A 16906-nucleotide genomic window follows, 5' to 3' on the forward strand; every position below is an offset into this window, starting at 1 on the left:
GGAGCGCTCGGGTTCGGTGGTGGTGGCGAAGACGCTGCTTGGCGGCTCGGCGAACCGCGCTACCGCGGCGGCAGGCTGCTTTCGTCTAGGGTGGGGGAGCCAGGATGCACCGATCGGGAGGTGCGCCGCGCGCCTGGGAGGGCTCCGAGATGGCATACGAACAACCGGCAGCGGGTCCGCAGATGTACGACGACCCGCTCGGCATCGCTGACGACCTGGACAGCTACAGCGCTCGGCACGCCCACGAGGCCGAGGCTTCCGAGGAGGGCGAGGTCTCCACGGTTCCCCGGCAGCCGATCGGGTCCGACCTGGACGAGCCACCGGCCGCCGAGGCGCCGTACGCCCCGATGTCGGACGTGCCACCAGCCGCCCACGAGGAGTCGCACCCCGTGCCGGGTTTCGGCGCCTCGCCGATCGGTCCGCCCTTGGCCGCACCTGCGAGGGCGATGCCTCCCACGGCGATGCAGCCCGCGCCTGAGGAGGTTCCGGCCCCATCGCCTGCCGCTCCACTGCCCGCGACTCCGCCGCCGGCCGCCCGGCACGCACCGGGGGCCCACCGGGTGGTGACGGCGACCGACTTCTTGGACCGCCGCAGCGACTCCGGAGAGGACGGCCCGGCCCACTGGGGCTGGCGGGGACGGGTGCGTCGGTGGACCGGTGGCCTGGTGCGGCCAGGGATGGGCGCCGATGAGCGTGCCCACCTGCAGGCGCGGCGGATGATCCAGCGTGACTTCGACGGTCCGCGGACCATCGCCTTCGTGAACCCCAAGGGTGGTGCGGCCAAGACGACGGGTGTGTTGGCGGCGGGCTACACCTTCGGCACCGTCCGTGGCGGTGGAGTGATCGCGTGGGACAACAACGAGACGCGAGGCACGCTCGGCATCCGCGGCATGCGGAGCACCCACCGCAACACCACGCGCGAGCTGCTGGAGGATCTCGAGCGGTTCAGTGACGTCTACCAGTCCCGGATCGGTGATCTGGGGGCGTTCGTGCGTGCCCAGGGCGACGCCCACTTCGACGTGCTCGCCTCCGACGAACGACCCGATGTGACCGGGATGATCCGTGCCGAGGACTTCACCGCCGTCCACCGGCTCTTGCAGCGGTTCTACCGGGTGATCCTGGTCGACACCGGCAACAACATGCGGGCCGAGAACTGGCTGGCCGCGGCCGAGACCGCGGACCTGCTCGTGGTGACGTCGACGGTCCGTGAAGACACCGGCTACAGCGGGCTGTGGATGCTCGATGCCCTGCAAGACGCCGGCTACGCCGACCTGAAGCAGAAGACGCTCACGGTGCTGTGCGATCCCTCGCCCACGGTCGACCCTGCGCTGGCCCGCGACCTGACGTCGGTCTACGAGCAGCGCACCCGAGGCGTGCACCGCGTGCCCTACGACCCGGCCCTGGTCTCCGGATCGATAGTGCCTTATGGCCAGCTCTCCGAGCCGACCAGACGATCGTGGCTGACCGCCTGTGCCGCCATGGCGCGCGCCCTCTGATACCTGCACCTGGGTGGGCGTCTGCCGCGGTGTTCGTGCGTCTGCCGCGGTCTTGTGGTGGCAAAGTGCCTCGTGTATCGGGTCCCAAGCCACCACAGGACCGCGGGAGATGGGTCGGGGCCACCACAGCACGAGCCGGATGATGGCTGGGGCCTGCGCCCTCTGATAGCGTCGCCTCGACGCCGAGAGGGCGTCATCGACATCCTTTAACGAGCCGTCCAGCGAGGCGGAGAAGGAGGTCCGGCATTCCGATGCCCGCACCCGAGACCGCGGCCGCCGAGGCCGCCCCATCCGAGGGCCGAGTCGTCCTCGACGCGAGGGACATCTCCCGAGCACTCAACCGCATCGCGCACGAGATCCTCGAGCGCAACAAGGGCGCCGACGACTTGGTCCTGCTCGGGATCCCCAGCAGGGGTGTCCCGCTCGCGCATCGCATCGCCGAGCGCGTCTCCGCCGTCGAGGGGTACGACGTCCCGGTGGGCTCCGTGGACATCACGATGTATCGCGACGACCTGAGGCTCAAGCCGGCCCGGCCCCTGCTGCCGACCGAGATCCCCTCGGGAGGCATCGACGACAAGGTCGTGGTGCTGGTCGACGACGTGCTGTTCTCCGGTCGCACGATCCGGGCGGCATTGGACGCGCTCGGTGACATCGGCAGACCGCGAGCGGTGCGCCTCGCGGTGCTGGTCGACCGTGGCCACCGCGAGCTCCCGATCCGGGCGGACTTCGTCGGGAAGAACCTGCCCACCTCGCTGGTCGAGCGGGTGCAGGTCACCCTCGCTGGCGTCGACGAGGCGGACGCCGTCACCATCGAGGGCACCCCGGGAGGTGACCAGTCGTGAAGCGCCACCTTCTCTCCGCCGGTGATCTGAACCGCGACGAGGCCGAGTTGGTCCTCTCCACGGCAGCCGAGCTGCGCTCGCTCGCCGACCGACCGATCAAGAAGTTGCCGGCGCTGCGTGGCCGGACCGTGGTCAACCTGTTCTTCGAGGACTCGACGCGGACCCGGATCTCCTTCGAGGCGGCGGCCAAGCGACTCTCGGCAGACGTGATCAACTTCGCGGCCAAGGGCTCCTCGCTGTCCAAGGGCGAGTCGCTCAAGGACACCGCGCTCACCTTGGAGGCGATGGGCTGCGACGCCGTCGTGATCCGACACGGCGCCTCGGGCGCCCCGCACCGGCTGGCCAACTCGGGCTGGGTCAACTCTGCCGTGCTCAACGCCGGGGACGGGACCCACGAGCACCCCACCCAGGCTCTCCTCGACGCGTTCACGATGACCCGGCACCTCGGCTCGCTGGACGGCCGCCGGGTGGCCATCGTCGGAGACGTGTTGCACTCGCGGGTCGCCCGCTCCAACGCGCTGCTGCTCAACACGCTCGGCGCAGAGGTCACCCTGGTCGGCCCGCCGACGCTCCTCCCGGTCGGGGTCGACAGCTGGCCGGTCGAGACGTCGTTCGACCTCGATGCGGTGATCTCGAAGGCAGACGTGGTGATGATGCTGCGGGTGCAGCGGGAGCGGATGCACGCCGCGTTCTTCCCGAGCGCGAGGGAGTACTCCCGCCGCTACGGCCTCGACGGTCGTCGGATGGCCACTCTCCAAGACCACACTATCGTGATGCACCCGGGCCCGATGGTGCGCGGCATGGAGATCACCGCGGACGTGGCCGACTCGGAGCGATCGGTCATCGTCGAGCAGGTCACCAACGGCGTGGCCGTCCGGATGGCAGTGCTCTACCTGCTGCTGAGCGGCTCCGACAGCACCGACGAGGCTGAAGGAGCCGAGGCATGAGCACGATCTATCTGATCCGCGGTGCTTCGATCCTCGGCGGCGAGCCGACCGACCTGCTGCTGCGCGACGGCGTCATCGCCGAGATCGGCGCGGGATTGAGTGCGGAAGGCGCGGAGGTGGTCGACGCGAGCGGTCTGATCGCGCTGCCCGGACTGGTCGACCTGCACACCCACCTGCGCGAGCCCGGTCGAGAGGACGCCGAGACTGTCGAGTCAGGCACCCAGGCAGCCGCGCTCGGGGGGTTCACCGCGGTCCACGCGATGGCCAACACCGACCCCGTCGCCGACACGGCGGGTGTGGTGGAGCAGGTCTGGCGGCTCGGTCGGGAGGCCGGGCACTGTGACGTGTTCCCGGTCGGCGCGGTCACCATCGGGCTCGCCGGGGAGCGGTTGGCCGAGCTGGGCGCGATGGCCGACTCCGCCGCCCGGGTCCGGGTGTTCTCCGACGACGGCCAGTGCGTCAGCGACCCGCTGCTGATGCGCCGCGCGTTGGAGTACGTCAAGGCGTTCGACGGCGTCATCGCCCAGCACGCCCAGGAGCCGCGGCTGACCGAGAACGCCCAGATGAACGAGGGCGAGCTCTCCGGCAAGCTCGGCCTGGCCGGCTGGCCGGCGGTGGCGGAGGAGGCGGTCATCGCGCGCGACTGCCTGCTCGCCGCCCACGTCGGCTCTCGCCTGCACGTCTGCCACGTCTCGACGGCCGGGTCGGTGGAGATCGTCCGGCAGGCCAAGGCCAACGGATGGCAGGTCACCGCCGAGGTGACCCCGCACCACCTGCTGCTGACCGACGAGCTGGCGACCACCTACGACCCGATCTACAAGGTCAACCCGCCGCTGCGCTCCGGCGCCGACGTGGAGGTCCTCCGCGCGGCGTTGGCGGACGGCACCATCGACATCGTCGCCACCGACCATGCGCCGCATCCGCTCGAGGACAAGGACTGCGAGTGGGCGGCGGCCGCGTTCGGGATGCTCGGGCTGGAGACCGCGCTCTCCGTCGTCCAGGAGACCCTGGTCGACCCCGGCCTGCTGGACTGGGCCGGCGTCGCCGAGCGGATGTCCTATGCCCCGGCGCGGATCGGTCGGCTCAGCGACCACGGTCGGCCGCTCGAGGTGGGTGAGCCCGCCAACGTGGTGCTCTACGACCCCTCGGCGCGCAGTGTCGTCGACTCCGGCTCGCTGGCCTCGCTGTCGCGCAACACGCCGTACGCCGGCATGGAGCTGCCCGGGCGGGTCCTCGCGACGTTCCTGCACGGACGCCCGACCGTCCTGGACGGCAAGCTCACCTGAGTTGGCCGGGCCGGTCTACTGGTGCGTACGGCCCACCTGCCGCGCCGTACGCACCAGGAGGCCGGCGTCAGGTGATGATCGACCGGCGAGGGAGACCTCGACTGGTGGACCGGCCGGGTCGACGCCGTCCAGCACATTGGCGGGTATCCGGAAGACGCGGCCCGGCGCGGCCGGCCAGGGGAGCCGACGGCGGGTCACCAGGGCGCCGCCTTGGTGGATCTCGACGACGGGCAGCGACACGAAGGCATCGCACCAGGTGAGCAGCCGGTCTCGGGCTGGGCCGGCGCCGCGCGGATCCACCTGTTGGGGTGCGATCCAGCGCAGCGGGGCGGCCGCGGTGAGGGGGACACCGGAGCGGGTAGAGCCGGTCGCGAACCACTCCAGCACGGCCGGTGCGACGTGCAGGCCGTCGAGTGCTGCGACGTCGGCGGTGTCCACCGGGTGGAGCAGGTTGCCGACCGCGAAGACCCCGGGCGCGCTGGTGCGCAGCGCGGCGTCGACGCTCGGGCCCAGGGTGCCGGCGTCTAAGTCGAGGCCACCCGAGCGGGCGAGCTCGTGGTCCGGGATCCAGTCGCCCGTCATCACCACGGTGTCGCAGGCGAGCGCGCGCTCGGCACCCGTGTCGAGATCGCGGACGAGCACCGACTCCACTCGCTCGCGACCGTCGATGCGCACTACCTCGGTGCGGGTGAGCACCGGCGCTCGCAGCGCGGCGCGGCCGGCGAGACGGAAGGCGGAGTAGGACTCGCTCTTCTCGTGCACGGTGGTCATCGCGACCGTCCGGCAGCCTGCCTCGCGAAGCGTCAGCGCGGCCGACCAGCTGACCAGCTCCGCGCCGACCACGACGGCCCGGTTGCCTACCGAAGCGTGCTGGAGGTGCACCAGGTTCTGCAGTTGCCCCGTGGTGAGGACGCCGGGTGGCCGGTCCCCGGGGATGCGGCGGGCGGTCCGTGGCCGCTCTCGGGCACCGGTGGCGAGCACGACCGCGTCGGCGGTGATCGTCGTCCGCCCACGCGGCGAGGTGAGCCGGACGGTCCGGTCGCCGGCCCACTCGGTCGCCATCGTGGACTCGAGCAGCTCGACCCCGGCGTCCAGCGCACGGGAGCGCCACGTTTCGGCGTACGCCGGTCCGCGCATCACCCGGCGCAGGTCGCGCAGGCCGTAGCCGGTGTGGTCGCTGTGTCGAGGGATCCCGCCGGCCCACTGCTCGCGCTCGACCACGACGACCTGGCCGGAGTCGGCCAGCGCGGTCGCCGCTGCGAGCCCTGACGGCCCGCCCCCGATCACCAGCACCCGAACCCGCCGCAGGTCGCTCTCAGCCATGGGCGATCACCTCCGGCGGCACCGATCCCTCGGCCAGACACTCACTCACCACGGCACCGCAGTAGAAGCCCTGGCAGCGCCCGTTCATCGCGCGTGTCCGGCGGCGCAGTCCGTCCAGGTCGGCGGGGGGCAGGTCGGAGGCGAGCGCGTCCCGGATCTCCCCGGCAGTGACCCGCTCGCAGAAGCACACGACCGTGCCGTAGGCCGGATCGTTGGCGATCCGCGCGTCGTCCTGGTAGGGCCGGAGCGTCGCCTCGCCGAGGTTGGGCATCTGCGGCGGGGCCGGCAGCTCCGCGCGCTGGGTGCAGTCCAGGCCAGCGTCGGTGAGCATCCCGACGACATGCTCGGCGATCGCCATCCCGGCGGTCAGGCCGGTCGACCGAATGCCGCCGACCAACAGGTAGCGCAGATCGGCGTCCAGCTCGATCAGGTAGTCAGGATGGTCGATAGCCGCGCGCAGACCGCTGTAGGCAGCCGTGACCTCTTCGTCCAGCAGGTCGGGCATCAGGGTGCCGCCCTTGCCGAGCAGGAAGTCGAAGCCGGCCTCACTGGTGCCCGTCGCACCTCGGTCGGTCAGATCCTCCGCGGTGGGGCCGAGCATGACGTTGCCGTAGATGGTGGGGCTGATCAGCACCCCCTTGCCCTTCGAGGAGGGCACCGGGAGCACCACCACTGGTGCCATCGGGCGGCTGAGCTTGTCGAAGACGAGCAGCTCTCCGCGGCGGGGGGTGACCGTGAACCGGTCGAAGCCCAACAACGCGTCGAGGTGGTCCGCGCCGAGACCAGCCGCATTGACGAGCCAGCGGGCCGACACCCGGCCGCTCGGGGTCTCTAAGTGCGTCACACCGTCGCCCACCTCGACACCACTGACCGGGTGTCGGGTGAGCACGGCGGCACCACGTCGATGGGCGTCGGTGGCCAGGGCGAGGTTGGTGGTCCAGGTGCAGATGATCGACTCGCCGGGCACGGTCAGGCCGCCGAGGGCGCCCGGGCCGAGGGCAGGAACGGTCGCATAGACGGCATCGGCGTCGACCAGCTCGCAGGCGTGGTAGCCGTTGGCCTCGGCCTTCTCCTTCAGCGCGGGGAGTGCGGCGAGCTCCTCCTCGGTCCAGGCGACCAGGAGGGCGCCGGTCCGCTCGACGGGGATCCCGGTCTGCTCGGCATAGGCGCCGAGCAACTCGTAGCCACGGGCGACCAGCCGCGACTCGAGCGTGCCCGGTTTGGCGTCGAAGCCGGTGTGCAAGATGGCGGTGTTGGCCTTGCTGGTGCCGTCACCGACGTCCACCCGCGCCTCGACCAGGGCCACCGAGAGGTCGGCTCCGGCGAGCTCTCGCGCGATGGCCGCGCCCACGATTCCCGCGCCGACGACCGCGACGTCGTAGGTCGTCATGCGACGCCCGAGGGAGAGTCTTCGTCGGCGGAGAGACCGGACTCGAGAGTTCGGATCCACCGGTCGAGATGGGTCGCCGCACGATCGGCCGACCACTGCGGCTGGTAGAGGCGCTCGGGCTCCCAGTCGCCCACCGCGTCCGCGACAGAGAGATCGGGATCGATCGCCAGTCGAGCAGCCGCGGCGGCGCCGAGCGCCGTGGCATGGGCACCGGGATAGAGCTCGACAGGCGTCTGGGCGATGTCGGCCTGGGCCTGCATCAGGGCAGCCGACTGGGTGAGCCCGCCGTCCACCCGCAGCACCGAGGTCGGGCTGCCCAGGTCGGTCGCCACCGAGCGCGCGAGCACGGCGACCTGGGTGGCGATGCCCTCCAGCACTGCCCGGACCAGCTCGCCGCGTCCGGTGGCCAGCGTCATCCCGTGCCAGGAGGCGGTCGCGTCCGACCGCCACCACGGAGCCGCCGCGCCGGCCAGCGTGGGCACCGCGAGCACACCGCCGGACTCTGCCGCCGCGACCGCGTCGAGCTCCCTGGCGTCGGAGAGGAGGCCGAGATCCACCAGCCAGCGCACGGCCGAGGCGGCGGTGTAGACCTGCCCGTCGATGCAGTACGTCGTCTCGCCGCACAGCCGCCAGGCGACCGAGGTGGTCAGCCCGGTGCTCGACCGGACTGCGTGATCACCGACGTTGGCCAGCAAGAAGGCACCCGTCCCGAAGGTGCACTTGGCCGTGCCCGCCTCGAGACAGGACTGCGCCAGCAGGGCGGCCTGCTGGTCGACGACCAGACCGCACACCGGCACCTCGGCCCCGAAGACCGAGGTAGTGCCGACCACGTCGTCACAGGCGACGATGGTCGGCAGTTCCTCTCCACCGAGCCCGAACAGGTCGAGCAGCCCGGCGTCCCAGGCGACCTCGTCGATGGCCAACGCCAGGGAGCGGCTGGCCGTGGAGACGTCGGTGACGAATGCCCCGCACAGCCGGTGCACGAGCCAGGTGTCCGTGGTCGTCACCACGCCGGAGCTGGTCCAGTTCTCCCTGATCCAGCGCATCTTCGGCGCAGAGAAGTAGGGATCGAGCACCAGCCCGGTCCGGGCGGCCACCGTCTCCGCGTCCGCGGCCAGCCGGCCGGTGACGCTGCGCGACCGACCGTCTTGCCACACCACCGCGCGGGTCAGCGGCCGACCGGTCGCTCGATCCCAGGCGAGCACCGTCTCGCCCTGGTTGGCCAGCGCCACCGCCGCCAACGGGACGCCTGCCTCGGCGACGGCCCGATGCCCGCTGTCCAACACCGACCGCCAGAGCGCTTCCGGATCCACCTCGACCCCGTCGCCGGCGAGGTAGTCCGGTCGGACCGGCTCCTCCGCGATGGCGAGGACAGCGCCGTCCTCACCGACGACGATCGCCTTGGTCCCCGAGGTGCCTTGGTCGATGGCCAGGATCGCGCTCATGGACTACTCGTTGTCCAGCTCTGCGTCGATGGAGTGCATGTCTGGCATGGAGAGTCCGTGCACTCCCTTCGAGACCAGCAGGTAGGCGAGGTAGACCGCGCCGATCGCCATCATCACGAGGACATACTTCCAGGCGTCGGCGAAGCTGGCGTCGCGGAACAGCAGCAGCTCGAAGACCAGCCAGATCACCGCCACCACGATCAGCGGCATCTCCCAGGCGCCGAGGTCGAACTTGTCGCTGTGGGGGAGCTTGTTCCGCTTGACGATGTAGAGCGTGACCGTGCTGGCGTACATGATCGCGGGCAGCAGCGTGGCGGCACCGAAGAGGGTGAACAGCACGTCGGTGTCCTGGGAGAAGATCGCCAGCACGGCCTCGGCGAGCACCATGAAGAAGACGGTGGCCGCCAGCGGCGTGCGATAGGTCGGGTGGATCCGGTGCAGCACCTGCCAGCCGGGGAACCGCTCGTCGCGCGACATCGCCCAGGTGAGCCGGACGCCGGTCAGCATGATCACCAGGCCACAGGCGAAGATCGCGATGCTGACCAGCACCAGCAACAAGGTGCTGATGAAACCGCCGAGGGTGTCTTGGATGACGTCGGCGATCGGTGTGCCCGACTGGGCCAGCGCGACCGGGTCCTTGATGGCCAGGGTGACCGCGACGATGAAGAGGAAGCCGAGGCCGCCGGAGGCGGCGACGGCCTGCCACATGGCACGGGGTACGACGGTCTCGGGGTCGTTCGTCTCCTCGGCCAGGTTGGCGGCCGACTCGAAGCCGACGATGGTGAAGGCGCCGAGCAGGAAGCCGAGCATCCACGGCCCGGCCGAGGTCAGCTCACCGAAGCTCCAGTAGCCCTCGGCGGGCACGACGCCCTTGCTGGTCAGGTTCGAGAAGTCGGTCATGCCGCGGGCGGCCGCGACGATGAAGAGCAGCACGGTCAGCACGACCATGCCGATCAGCTCCAAGCTGACCGCGGTGTTGTTGACCCGCTCGGTGGCCTTCGTGGAGACGGCGATGAGGACGGCCTGGGCCAAGATGATCAACCCGGTCACCACCCAGCAGTTGTTGGCGGTGCCCTCGAAGTTGAAGAGCACGGGGAAGACGGTGGACGCGACGGTGTAGTCGACCGCGACCACCACGATCGCCAAGAACGTGAACGAGATCCAGCCCAAGATCCAGCCCAGCACCGGGTTGGCCAGGCGCGAGCACCATTGGTAGTGGTAGCCCGTCACCGGGATCCTCGCGGCGAGGCCGCCGAGCAGGAAGGCCACCGCCAGCTGCCCGATAGTCGCGATCGGCCAGGTCCAGATGCCCATCGGTCCGGAGGTGTTGAGCACCGAGCCGAAGGTGGTGAAGATGCCGGTCGCGATGGACACGAAGGCGAAGGCCACCGCGAACGAGGCGAACTTGCCGGTGCGGCGATCCATCTCCTGCTTGTAGCCGAACCGGGCCAGCTCTTGCGCGTCTTGCGCGGAGTGGTCTGACATGTCGTCTCCCTTGGTATAGACCATATGCACTAGACCGCTTTGTATAGCGGAGTGAACTAGGGTGTCAAGGGTGTCGACCAGTTCTCGTCGGAGCCGCGGCTCGGCCTCCGACCGTCCGGTGGCGGTCCCGCGGGCCTATGTCCGCATCGCAGGGGACTTGCGTGACCGGATCCTCGGTCAGGGCCTGGCGCCGCACACGCTGCTCCCGTCGGAGCGCGAGTTGGGTGAGCAGTACTCCGTGAGCAGGATGACTGCGCGACATGCGCTCTCGCTGCTGGAGAACGAGGGGTACGTCTACCGTCGGCCGCCGCGGGGCACCTTCGTCGCGGAGCCGCGGGTGCCGTTCCGGATCGGGAAGCTTCACCGACGAGATCGTCCGGATGGGTCGCGAGCCCGGGGCCGAGGTGCTCTGGGCCGAGCGTCGTGCACCGACGGTGTCGGCCCAGGAGGCGTTCGAGATGGGGCCGGACGACGCCGTGCACGCGCTGCAACGGTTGCGCTATGCCGACGACGAGCCGATCGCGATCGAGACGACGTACTTCCCCGCCGAGCTCACCCCCGGGATGCTCGACGAGGAGCTGCACGGCTCGTTGTGGGAGCTGCTTCGCGCGAAGTACGACGTCGTGCCGGTGAGCGCCACCGCGACCATCGAGTCGATCGTGATCGACGACGCCAGCTGCGCGCGCCTCAACGTCCGCTCTGCCTCCGCCGGCATCCTGCTGACCCGATGCAGTCGGGACGAGTCCGGCCGATGCGTCGAGTTCGCCCGCGACGTCTATCGCGCCGACCGGGCCCGCTTCCAGGTCGAGGCGATCATCCCCGAGCCCTGACCGGTCGTTGCGCCGGGCCGTGAAACTCGGTCGCGCCCAATGCTGCGGATGTCTAGGCTGGCCGCATCATGTGGATCGCACGCTGACCCGGCTCACGCCCGCGGCATTTCGCCCGCTGAGTCCTCGCTCTGCCTTCTTCGAGGTCGGTGCATGTCCAATCCCGCCGCAGCAACACTCCGTCCCGTCGTCGTCCGAGATCTTTCGGTCGCCTTCCGCGACCGGGAGGTGCTCACCGGGATCGACCTGGTCGGCCAACCCGGCCGTCGGATCGGCTTGGTCGGCGAGAACGGCGTCGGCAAGTCCACGCTGCTTCGAGCAATCGCCGGCGACCTGCCGAGGCTCGCTCGGGCCACCGGGCAGGTCGACCGGCCCGACGACCTCGCCATGCTCGGCCAGGAGCCACCGTTCGGTGAGAGCGACACGGTGGCCGAGGTGCTGGCGATGGCCCTCGCCCCGCTCCATGAGGCGGTGGCAGCCGTCGAGAAGTTGGCGTCCGAGCTCGACCGCCCCGACGCTGGGGCGGCGTACGCGTGCGCCCTGGACTGGGCGGTCGCGCACGACGCCTGGGATGCCGACCGCCGCGCTGCTGCTGCCGCCGAGCGTCTCGGGCTCGGTCTGCTCGACCCGCAACGCCGGATCGGCACGCTGTCGGGCGGCCAGCGCACCCGGCTAGCGCTGGCTTCGTTGATGACGACGCGCCCGTCAGCGCTGCTCCTCGACGAGCCGACCAACCACCTCGACGACGACGCGATCACGGTCCTCGGCGAGTTCGTGGTGAGCCTCCCCGGCGTAGTCCTGTTGGCGAGCCACGACCGGGTGCTGCTTGACGATGTCTGCACCGACCTGGTCGATCTCGACCCCGCCGAGCTCGGCACGGACGGATTCGGCGGCCGGCGGTATGGCGGCGGCTGGTCGGAGTACGTCGATCATCGGCAGGCGGCCCGTCGTCGGTGGGAGGAGACCTACGCCCAACAGCAAGATCAGATCGCCGACTTGCGCGCCACGTCCCGGATCGGCACCGGCGCGATCGCGCACGATCGCCGGCCGCGCGACAACGATCGCTTCATCTACGGCTTCAAAGGCACGCGGGTCGACCGCACCCTGGCCCGGCGGAAGAAGGATGCGCAACGGCGCCTCGAAGAAGCCGAGCGCGGTCAGGTCCGGAAGCCGCCCGCGCGGCTGGTCTTCGCGGCTCCGCTGCCCGAGTCCGGTGGTGGCGACGGGCGGGTGATCGTGGTCCGCGATCTGGTGGTGCCGGACAGGATCGAGCTGGCCCGGCTCGACGTCCACGCGGGGGAGCACGTCTTGGTTGCCGGGCCGAACGGGTCGGGCAAGTCCACTCTGCTCGGGGTGTTGTCGGGTCGCCTCGCTGGCTGGCGGGGCACCGTCCAGGTCACGGCTCGGCGGGTCGCGGAGCTCGAGCAGGATCCGCGGTTCGTCGATCCGCGTCGCTCCGCCGAGGCGACCTATCGCGTCGCGGTGGGGGAGCAGCTCGCGGACCAGCGGCCGTTGCGCGGTCTTGGGCTGCTGCCACCTGCCGACCTGCGCAAGCCGGTGGCCCTGCTTTCGGTAGGCCAGCGGCGGCGGCTCTCCCTCGCGCTGGCGATCGCCGCCACCCCGGACCTCTTGCTCCTCGACGAGCCGACCAACCACCTCAGCCTGTCACTGGCTGACGAGCTGGAGACGGCACTGCAGCGCAGCCCCGGAACCGTCGTCGTGGCCACCCACGACCGCTGGCTCCGGCGTCGATGGCAGGGCTCCGTGGTGGCGCTGTGATCGGGGGAGCGTCTGGCCGGTGATCGTTGCGGTTTGGGCCCAAACGGCAACTCCATCGGCGTGTCGCATGCGGTTTGGGCCCAAACGGCGAACCTGCGCCGCCCTCCTGTGGAGCAGACAGCACCTGCAGCTGACGCATTGATATCATTGCTGCATGGCCGCCATCACGATCCGGAAACTGCCCGACGACGCCAAGCAACGGTTGCGGATGCGGGCTGCGGCACACGGGCAGTCGATGGAGGCCGAAGCCAGGGACATCCTGACCACCGCCCTGGCGGAGCCGGTGCGCGCCGATCTCACCTGGATCGAGCAGTTGATGGCTGTGGCCGATGAGGTTGGAGGGGTTGAGCTGGAGCCAGCGGCTCGCGAGGCCTACGACGCGCCTGATCTCACCGCACTGGTTGACGAACGGGCCGTCGCCGAGTGATCGTCCTGGACACCAACGTCGTCTCCGAGGCGATGCGTGGTCTGTCCGCCGACGAGCGCGTCCGCGCCTTCCTCCGTCGGCTCCGGACCCGGCCGGTGACCACGGTGATCAATCGCGCCGAGGTCTTGGCCGGTCTCGCGGTGCTTCCGAACGGACAGACCAAGCGACGGCTGCAGACGGCCGCAACGACGGCATTCGGCCAACTGGGAGTGGTGTTGCCGCTCACCGACCGCTGCGCCGAGCACTTCGCGGACATCACCGCAGCGCGTCGTGCGATGGGTCGGCCCATCGCGGCCATGGACGCTTTGATCGCCTCGATCGTCCGCGAGTCCGCAGCCACGCTCGCGACGAGGAACCTCGCCGACTTCTCCGGGCTCGGACTGGATCTCGTCGACCCCTGGGCGCGCTAGCCCGGCGCTGCCGCCGTCTTCATGCGTCTCCTGCGCCCCTGTGGGCGCTGAGTGCCTGGTCTACCTGGCGCCCAGCCCTGATAGCCGCGCACCAGTTGGGTGCGAGCACCCACAGACCAGCGAGAGATGAGTGCCGGGCCGGCTCAGCCCTCGGCGGACGGCTGGTAGTACCTCTTGTACATCGTGTGCCGGAAGACCCAGCCGCCGAAGGGGCCGAGCCACTTCAGGATCGGCCGCATGTGCTTGTTGTCGATCAGCTCGATCAGGTTGCCGTCGGGGTCCTTGACGAAGAAGAAGGTGTGCCCCTTGGGTGACTGCAGGGGCGGGGCGACGATCTCGACCCCCTTCTTGACGCAGTGGTCGTGCCACCTCTCGGTGCCGCGCACGTTGAGGGAGTAGTGCGTGATGCCCTGGCGGTTCCAGACCACCTCCTCGGCGGGCAGTCCTGGGGTGAACTCGAAGATCTCGGCCACCGCGCCGCCGGGGAAGCGCAGCCAGCCGATCTTCAGTGACGGGTCGTCGGACTCGACGCCGAAGAAGTCCTGCAGCCGATCCGTCGGGTGCTCGGTGGTCACTCCGACCAGGGTGGCCCCGAAGACGTCCCGGTAGAAGCGCACGGATCGATTGAAGTCGGCGACGGTGAGGGCGACGTGGCTGAACGAGTGGGACTTCATCGGGCGACTCCGGGAGAGGGCGAAGGTGGCGGTGACTGGGCCCAGCCGTAGCGATCGGACAGGTGATCGGCGACCCGGAGCGCCTGGGCGATCACCGTCAGACCGGGGTTGACGGCCGCGGAGGAGGGGAAGAACGACGCGTCGACGACGTACAGATTGTCCAGGTCGTGCGCCCGACACCACGGGTCCAACACGGACGTGCGCGGATCGTCCCCGAACACCAACGTCCCACACTGATGGGTGGTGTTCTCGTTCTTGAACATGTGGGTCATCACCTTCCAATAGCCGGCTCGGCGGAACAGCCGCACCGACTCGCGGACCAGCTCGGTGTGCGGCGCCATGCTGTTGCCGCGGTAGTCGAGCCGGATCCGGCCGTCCCGGGTCACCGACACCCGGTTGCCCGGGTCGGGCAGGTCCTCGGTCATCGCCAGCCAGTCCATCCCGCGCCTGACGAACGCGTCGGCGGCACGCAGCGGCACGATCGGTGCGGCGGCCTTCACGATGGGCGCGTGTGCGCGGCCCTGGGACTGGATGTTGCCGAGCGGATAGGGCCGCCCCGGAGCCGAGCGGTAGAAGTCGTTGATGCCGACGGTCTTCTGGAACACCGTCTCGTTGACCCGGAACGGGTGGAACGCCTCCATCATCGTCGCGTGGTGGGCCATGAAGCGGCGGCCCACCAGGCCTGAGCTGTTCGCTAGTCCGAGGGGCTGTTCGGCGGTGGCGCTGCGCAGCAGGAGGGCGGCGGAGTTGACTGCCCCGGCGGACAGCACGACCACGCCGGCGCGCACCGTGACTAGCTCGTCACCACGGCGTACGACGACGCCGGTGGCTCGCCGCCCCGAGCCGTCGGTGAGCACCTGCTCCACCCGCGCATGGGTCCACAGCGCGATGTTGTCCGCCTCGAGCGCGGGCGTCATCGCCACGGTGTCTGCGTCGGCCTTCCCGCGCACCAGGCACGGGAAGGAGTTGCAGGTGTTGCACAGGATGCAGCCACCGGGCTCGCCGGGGGAGATCAGCGCCAGCGGCAGGTAGGACGGCGTCACCTCGAAGTCGCGCAGCTGCTCGACGACCGCCGCGACCGGTGGCTCGTGCGGCACCGGGGGATGCGGGAACGGCTTGCGGTCGGGGTCGGTCGGATCGCTGCCGACCTCGCCGTGGACCTGGTAGATCTCCTCCGCACGGTCGTAGAACGGCGCCAGCGTCTGGTAGTCGATCGGCCAAGCGGGGGAGACCCCGTCGGCGTGCGCGATCTCGGTGAAGTCCTCCTCGCGAAGCCGGTAGAGCACGGCTCCCCAGAACTTCGTGTTCCCGCCGACCAGGTAGTGCATGAAGGGCTGGAACTCCTGACCCTTGCGGTTCAGCCAGAGCTCGTTCTCGCGGTAGCGCTGCTTGCGCCACACCTCCGTCGGGTCCCAGTTCTCCTTCTCCTGGGGCAGCCAGCCGCCGCGCTCGACGACCAGCACGGAGGCGTCCCGGCCGGCCAGCCCCCGCGCGAGGGTGCCGCCACCGGCGCCGCTCCCGACGACCACGACGTCGACCTCGACGGAGGGCTGCGGCTCAGCCATCGCGCACCTGCTCCATCAGGAGATGGTCCTCCAGAGCACGCTCGAGAGTCATCTCCGGGGCTCGACCGGTGCGGATCGCCGCCGCGAAGTCGGCGTACATCGCCCGATAGCCACGGATGTCTCGAGCCTCCCGCACACCTGGTACGACGACGCGCGGCAGCCCGCGCCCCCGGACGAGCACGGCGGCCCCGTTGGACTCGAAGGTGATCACGCCCTCGCGGCCGTAGAGCTTCGAGGTGCGCAGCCCGCGCAGCAGCGACGGCACCTCGCGGGAGTAGAACAGCGCTCCGGTCGCCCCGTTGTCGTAGGCGAAGGCGACCAGCATGCTCCGTGCCCGCCGGTCCGCACCCGGCGCAGCCGAGGGAGTTGGCCGCAGTCCGTGGATCTCGGTGATCCGCGGGCCGAGGCTGCCGGCCAGGTGCAGCCAGTGGATGCCTTCCTCGAAGAACGCGTCACCCCCGGCCATCGATTCGTCGTTGCGCCAGTCGTCGGCCGCCTTCGGCTTGTCGGCAACGGTCGTGAAATGGGCCATCACCAGGTCGCCGATGACCCCCTCGGCGAGCAGACCCCGCAAGGTGACGGCCAGCGGCTTGTAGTGGTCGTTCTCGCCGACCAGCACCACTCGCTCGGCGGCGTCGCGGGCCGCAATGGCAGTCCGGAAATCTTCGGCGTGCGGGAAGGCGGGCTTCTCCACCAGCACGTGCTTGCCGGCCTCGAGCGCGGCCAGGGTGAGGTCGAGGTGCAGCGCCGGCGGCACTGAGATCACGACGGCGTCGACCTCGGGATCGGCCAGCGCGGCCTGATAGTCGTCGTAGGCACGCACCCCGTCGAAGCGGTCCCGGAACTCCTCGGCCCGCGCGCGGTCGCGACTGGCATAACTCGCCCGGACCTGCGGCAGCGCCTGGAGATGGCGACTGTGCACCCCGGCGATGAACCCACACCCAAGGAAGGCGACCTGGATCGCATCTCCGGGCTCCGGCGGCACTTCGCGAACCTATCACCGGCCCGCG

15 protein-coding genes and 1 pseudogene are annotated in these 16906 nt (G+C 70.3%); 9 read left to right on the top strand and 7 right to left on the bottom strand.

All coding sequences use genetic code 11. The features are described 5' to 3' along the window. The first annotated feature begins 104 nt into the window (after positions 1-104). The 4 genes from QM714_RS03185 to QM714_RS03200 all read left to right on the top strand — a co-directional run bounded on the left by QM714_RS03185 (position 105) and on the right by QM714_RS03200 (position 4571). Positions 105-1496, top strand: coding sequence for a MinD/ParA family ATP-binding protein (locus tag QM714_RS03185; protein WP_415097495.1), 1392 nt, complete (start codon positions 105-107; stop codon positions 1494-1496). 251 nt (positions 1497-1747) lie between these two features. Beyond that, positions 1748-2338 (top strand): bifunctional pyr operon transcriptional regulator/uracil phosphoribosyltransferase PyrR, encoded by a 591-nt coding sequence (gene pyrR / locus QM714_RS03190; RefSeq protein WP_415097497.1) that lies wholly within the window; start codon positions 1748-1750, stop codon positions 2336-2338. After that, entirely contained in the window at positions 2335-3285 is a 951-nt protein-coding gene (locus QM714_RS03195) for an aspartate carbamoyltransferase catalytic subunit (protein WP_415097499.1), read from the top strand. Before pyrR ends, QM714_RS03195 begins: the two co-directional genes overlap by 4 nt. Beyond that, positions 3282-4571, top strand: a complete 1290-nt coding sequence (locus QM714_RS03200) for a dihydroorotase (protein WP_415097501.1) — start codon at positions 3282-3284, stop codon at positions 4569-4571. The genes QM714_RS03195 and QM714_RS03200 overlap by 4 nt, the downstream gene beginning before the upstream one ends. Before the next feature lie 15 nt (positions 4572-4586). Here QM714_RS03200 and QM714_RS03205 read toward each other — a convergent pair whose 3' ends face one another. The 4 genes from QM714_RS03205 to QM714_RS03220 are packed head-to-tail and all read right to left on the bottom strand — an operon-like array spanning position 4587 to position 10214. Further along, positions 4587-5894, bottom strand: a complete 1308-nt coding sequence (locus tag QM714_RS03205) for an NAD(P)/FAD-dependent oxidoreductase (RefSeq protein WP_415097502.1) — start codon at positions 5892-5894, stop codon at positions 4587-4589. Then, on the bottom strand, positions 5887-7284 hold the full coding sequence (locus QM714_RS03210; RefSeq protein ID WP_415097504.1) for an NAD(P)/FAD-dependent oxidoreductase: 1398 nt from the start codon (positions 7282-7284) through the stop codon (positions 5887-5889). Before QM714_RS03210 ends, QM714_RS03205 begins: the two co-directional genes overlap by 8 nt. Beyond that, on the bottom strand, positions 7281-8729 hold the full coding sequence (locus QM714_RS03215) for an FGGY family carbohydrate kinase (RefSeq protein WP_415097506.1): 1449 nt from the start codon (positions 8727-8729) through the stop codon (positions 7281-7283). The genes QM714_RS03210 and QM714_RS03215 overlap by 4 nt, the downstream gene beginning before the upstream one ends. A 3-nt stretch (positions 8730-8732) precedes the next feature. Then, positions 8733-10214 (bottom strand): amino acid permease, encoded by a 1482-nt coding sequence (locus QM714_RS03220; RefSeq protein WP_415097508.1) that lies wholly within the window; start codon positions 10212-10214, stop codon positions 8733-8735. A gap of 118 nt (positions 10215-10332) precedes the next feature. On the opposite strand from QM714_RS03220, the pseudogene QM714_RS03225 reads away from it, so the two are divergent. The 5 genes and pseudogenes from QM714_RS03225 to QM714_RS03245 all read left to right on the top strand — a co-directional run. Continuing rightward, a pseudogene (locus tag QM714_RS03225) lies at positions 10333-10527 on the top strand (GntR family transcriptional regulator); the annotation flags it as partial. Between the two features lie 67 nt (positions 10528-10594). Next, on the top strand, positions 10595-11044 hold the full coding sequence (locus QM714_RS03230; protein WP_415097510.1) for a GntR family transcriptional regulator: 450 nt from the start codon (positions 10595-10597) through the stop codon (positions 11042-11044). 150 nt (positions 11045-11194) lie between these two features. Then, a complete protein-coding gene (locus tag QM714_RS03235) occupies positions 11195-12820 on the top strand; it encodes an ABC-F family ATP-binding cassette domain-containing protein (protein WP_415097512.1) in 1626 nt (541 codons plus the stop codon). A gap of 154 nt (positions 12821-12974) precedes the next feature. Next, on the top strand, positions 12975-13247 hold the full coding sequence (locus tag QM714_RS03240; RefSeq protein ID WP_415097514.1) for a FitA-like ribbon-helix-helix domain-containing protein: 273 nt from the start codon (positions 12975-12977) through the stop codon (positions 13245-13247). Further along, a complete protein-coding gene (locus QM714_RS03245; protein WP_415097516.1) occupies positions 13244-13657 on the top strand; it encodes a type II toxin-antitoxin system VapC family toxin in 414 nt (137 codons plus the stop codon). Before QM714_RS03240 ends, QM714_RS03245 begins: the two co-directional genes overlap by 4 nt. Positions 13658-13800: 143 nt before the next feature. On the opposite strand, the gene QM714_RS03250 is transcribed toward QM714_RS03245, so the two are convergent. From QM714_RS03250 to QM714_RS03260, 3 genes are read right to left on the bottom strand one after another with little or no spacing between them, the layout of a single operon-like run. Then, positions 13801-14331, bottom strand: coding sequence for a VOC family protein (locus tag QM714_RS03250; protein ID WP_415097518.1), 531 nt, complete (start codon positions 14329-14331; stop codon positions 13801-13803). After that, the gene (locus QM714_RS03255) at positions 14328-15896 is read right to left on the bottom strand and encodes a GMC oxidoreductase (RefSeq protein ID WP_415097520.1); all 1569 of its coding nucleotides are present in this window, start codon (positions 15894-15896) and stop codon (positions 14328-14330) included. Before QM714_RS03255 ends, QM714_RS03250 begins: the two co-directional genes overlap by 4 nt. Next, positions 15889-16881, bottom strand: a complete 993-nt coding sequence (locus QM714_RS03260; RefSeq protein WP_415097522.1) for a Gfo/Idh/MocA family protein — start codon at positions 16879-16881, stop codon at positions 15889-15891. The genes QM714_RS03255 and QM714_RS03260 overlap by 8 nt, the downstream gene beginning before the upstream one ends. Between the last annotated feature and the right edge of the window lie 25 nt (positions 16882-16906).

Origin of the sequence: Nocardioides sp., from assembly GCF_047602075.1 — a bacterium.
In the GTDB taxonomy this organism is placed as follows: Bacteria; Actinomycetota; Actinomycetes; order Propionibacteriales; family Nocardioidaceae; genus Nocardioides.

Bases quoted from the DNA above. Each gene is read 5' to 3' on its own strand.
- QM714_RS03210 (WP_415097504.1), bottom strand. From the start codon at position 7,284: ATGACGACCTACGACGTCGCGGTCGTCGGCGCGGGAATCGTGGGCGCG.
- QM714_RS03240 (WP_415097514.1), top strand. From the start codon at position 12,975: ATGGCCGCCATCACGATCCGGAAACTGCCCGACGACGCCAAGCAACGG.
- pyrR (WP_415097497.1), top strand. From the start codon at position 1,748: ATGCCCGCACCCGAGACCGCGGCCGCCGAGGCCGCCCCATCCGAGGGC.
- QM714_RS03255 (WP_415097520.1), bottom strand. From the start codon at position 15,896: ATGGCTGAGCCGCAGCCCTCCGTCGAGGTCGACGTCGTGGTCGTCGGG.
- QM714_RS03220 (WP_415097508.1), bottom strand. From the start codon at position 10,214: ATGTCAGACCACTCCGCGCAAGACGCGCAAGAGCTGGCCCGGTTCGGC.
- QM714_RS03230 (WP_415097510.1), top strand. From the start codon at position 10,595: ATGGGTCGCGAGCCCGGGGCCGAGGTGCTCTGGGCCGAGCGTCGTGCA.
- QM714_RS03205 (WP_415097502.1), bottom strand. From the start codon at position 5,894: ATGGCTGAGAGCGACCTGCGGCGGGTTCGGGTGCTGGTGATCGGGGGC.
- QM714_RS03250 (WP_415097518.1), bottom strand. From the start codon at position 14,331: ATGAAGTCCCACTCGTTCAGCCACGTCGCCCTCACCGTCGCCGACTTC.
- QM714_RS03235 (WP_415097512.1), top strand. From the start codon at position 11,195: ATGTCCAATCCCGCCGCAGCAACACTCCGTCCCGTCGTCGTCCGAGAT.
- QM714_RS03200 (WP_415097501.1), top strand. From the start codon at position 3,282: ATGAGCACGATCTATCTGATCCGCGGTGCTTCGATCCTCGGCGGCGAG.
- QM714_RS03215 (WP_415097506.1), bottom strand. From the start codon at position 8,729: ATGAGCGCGATCCTGGCCATCGACCAAGGCACCTCGGGGACCAAGGCG.
- QM714_RS03185 (WP_415097495.1), top strand. From the start codon at position 105: ATGCACCGATCGGGAGGTGCGCCGCGCGCCTGGGAGGGCTCCGAGATG.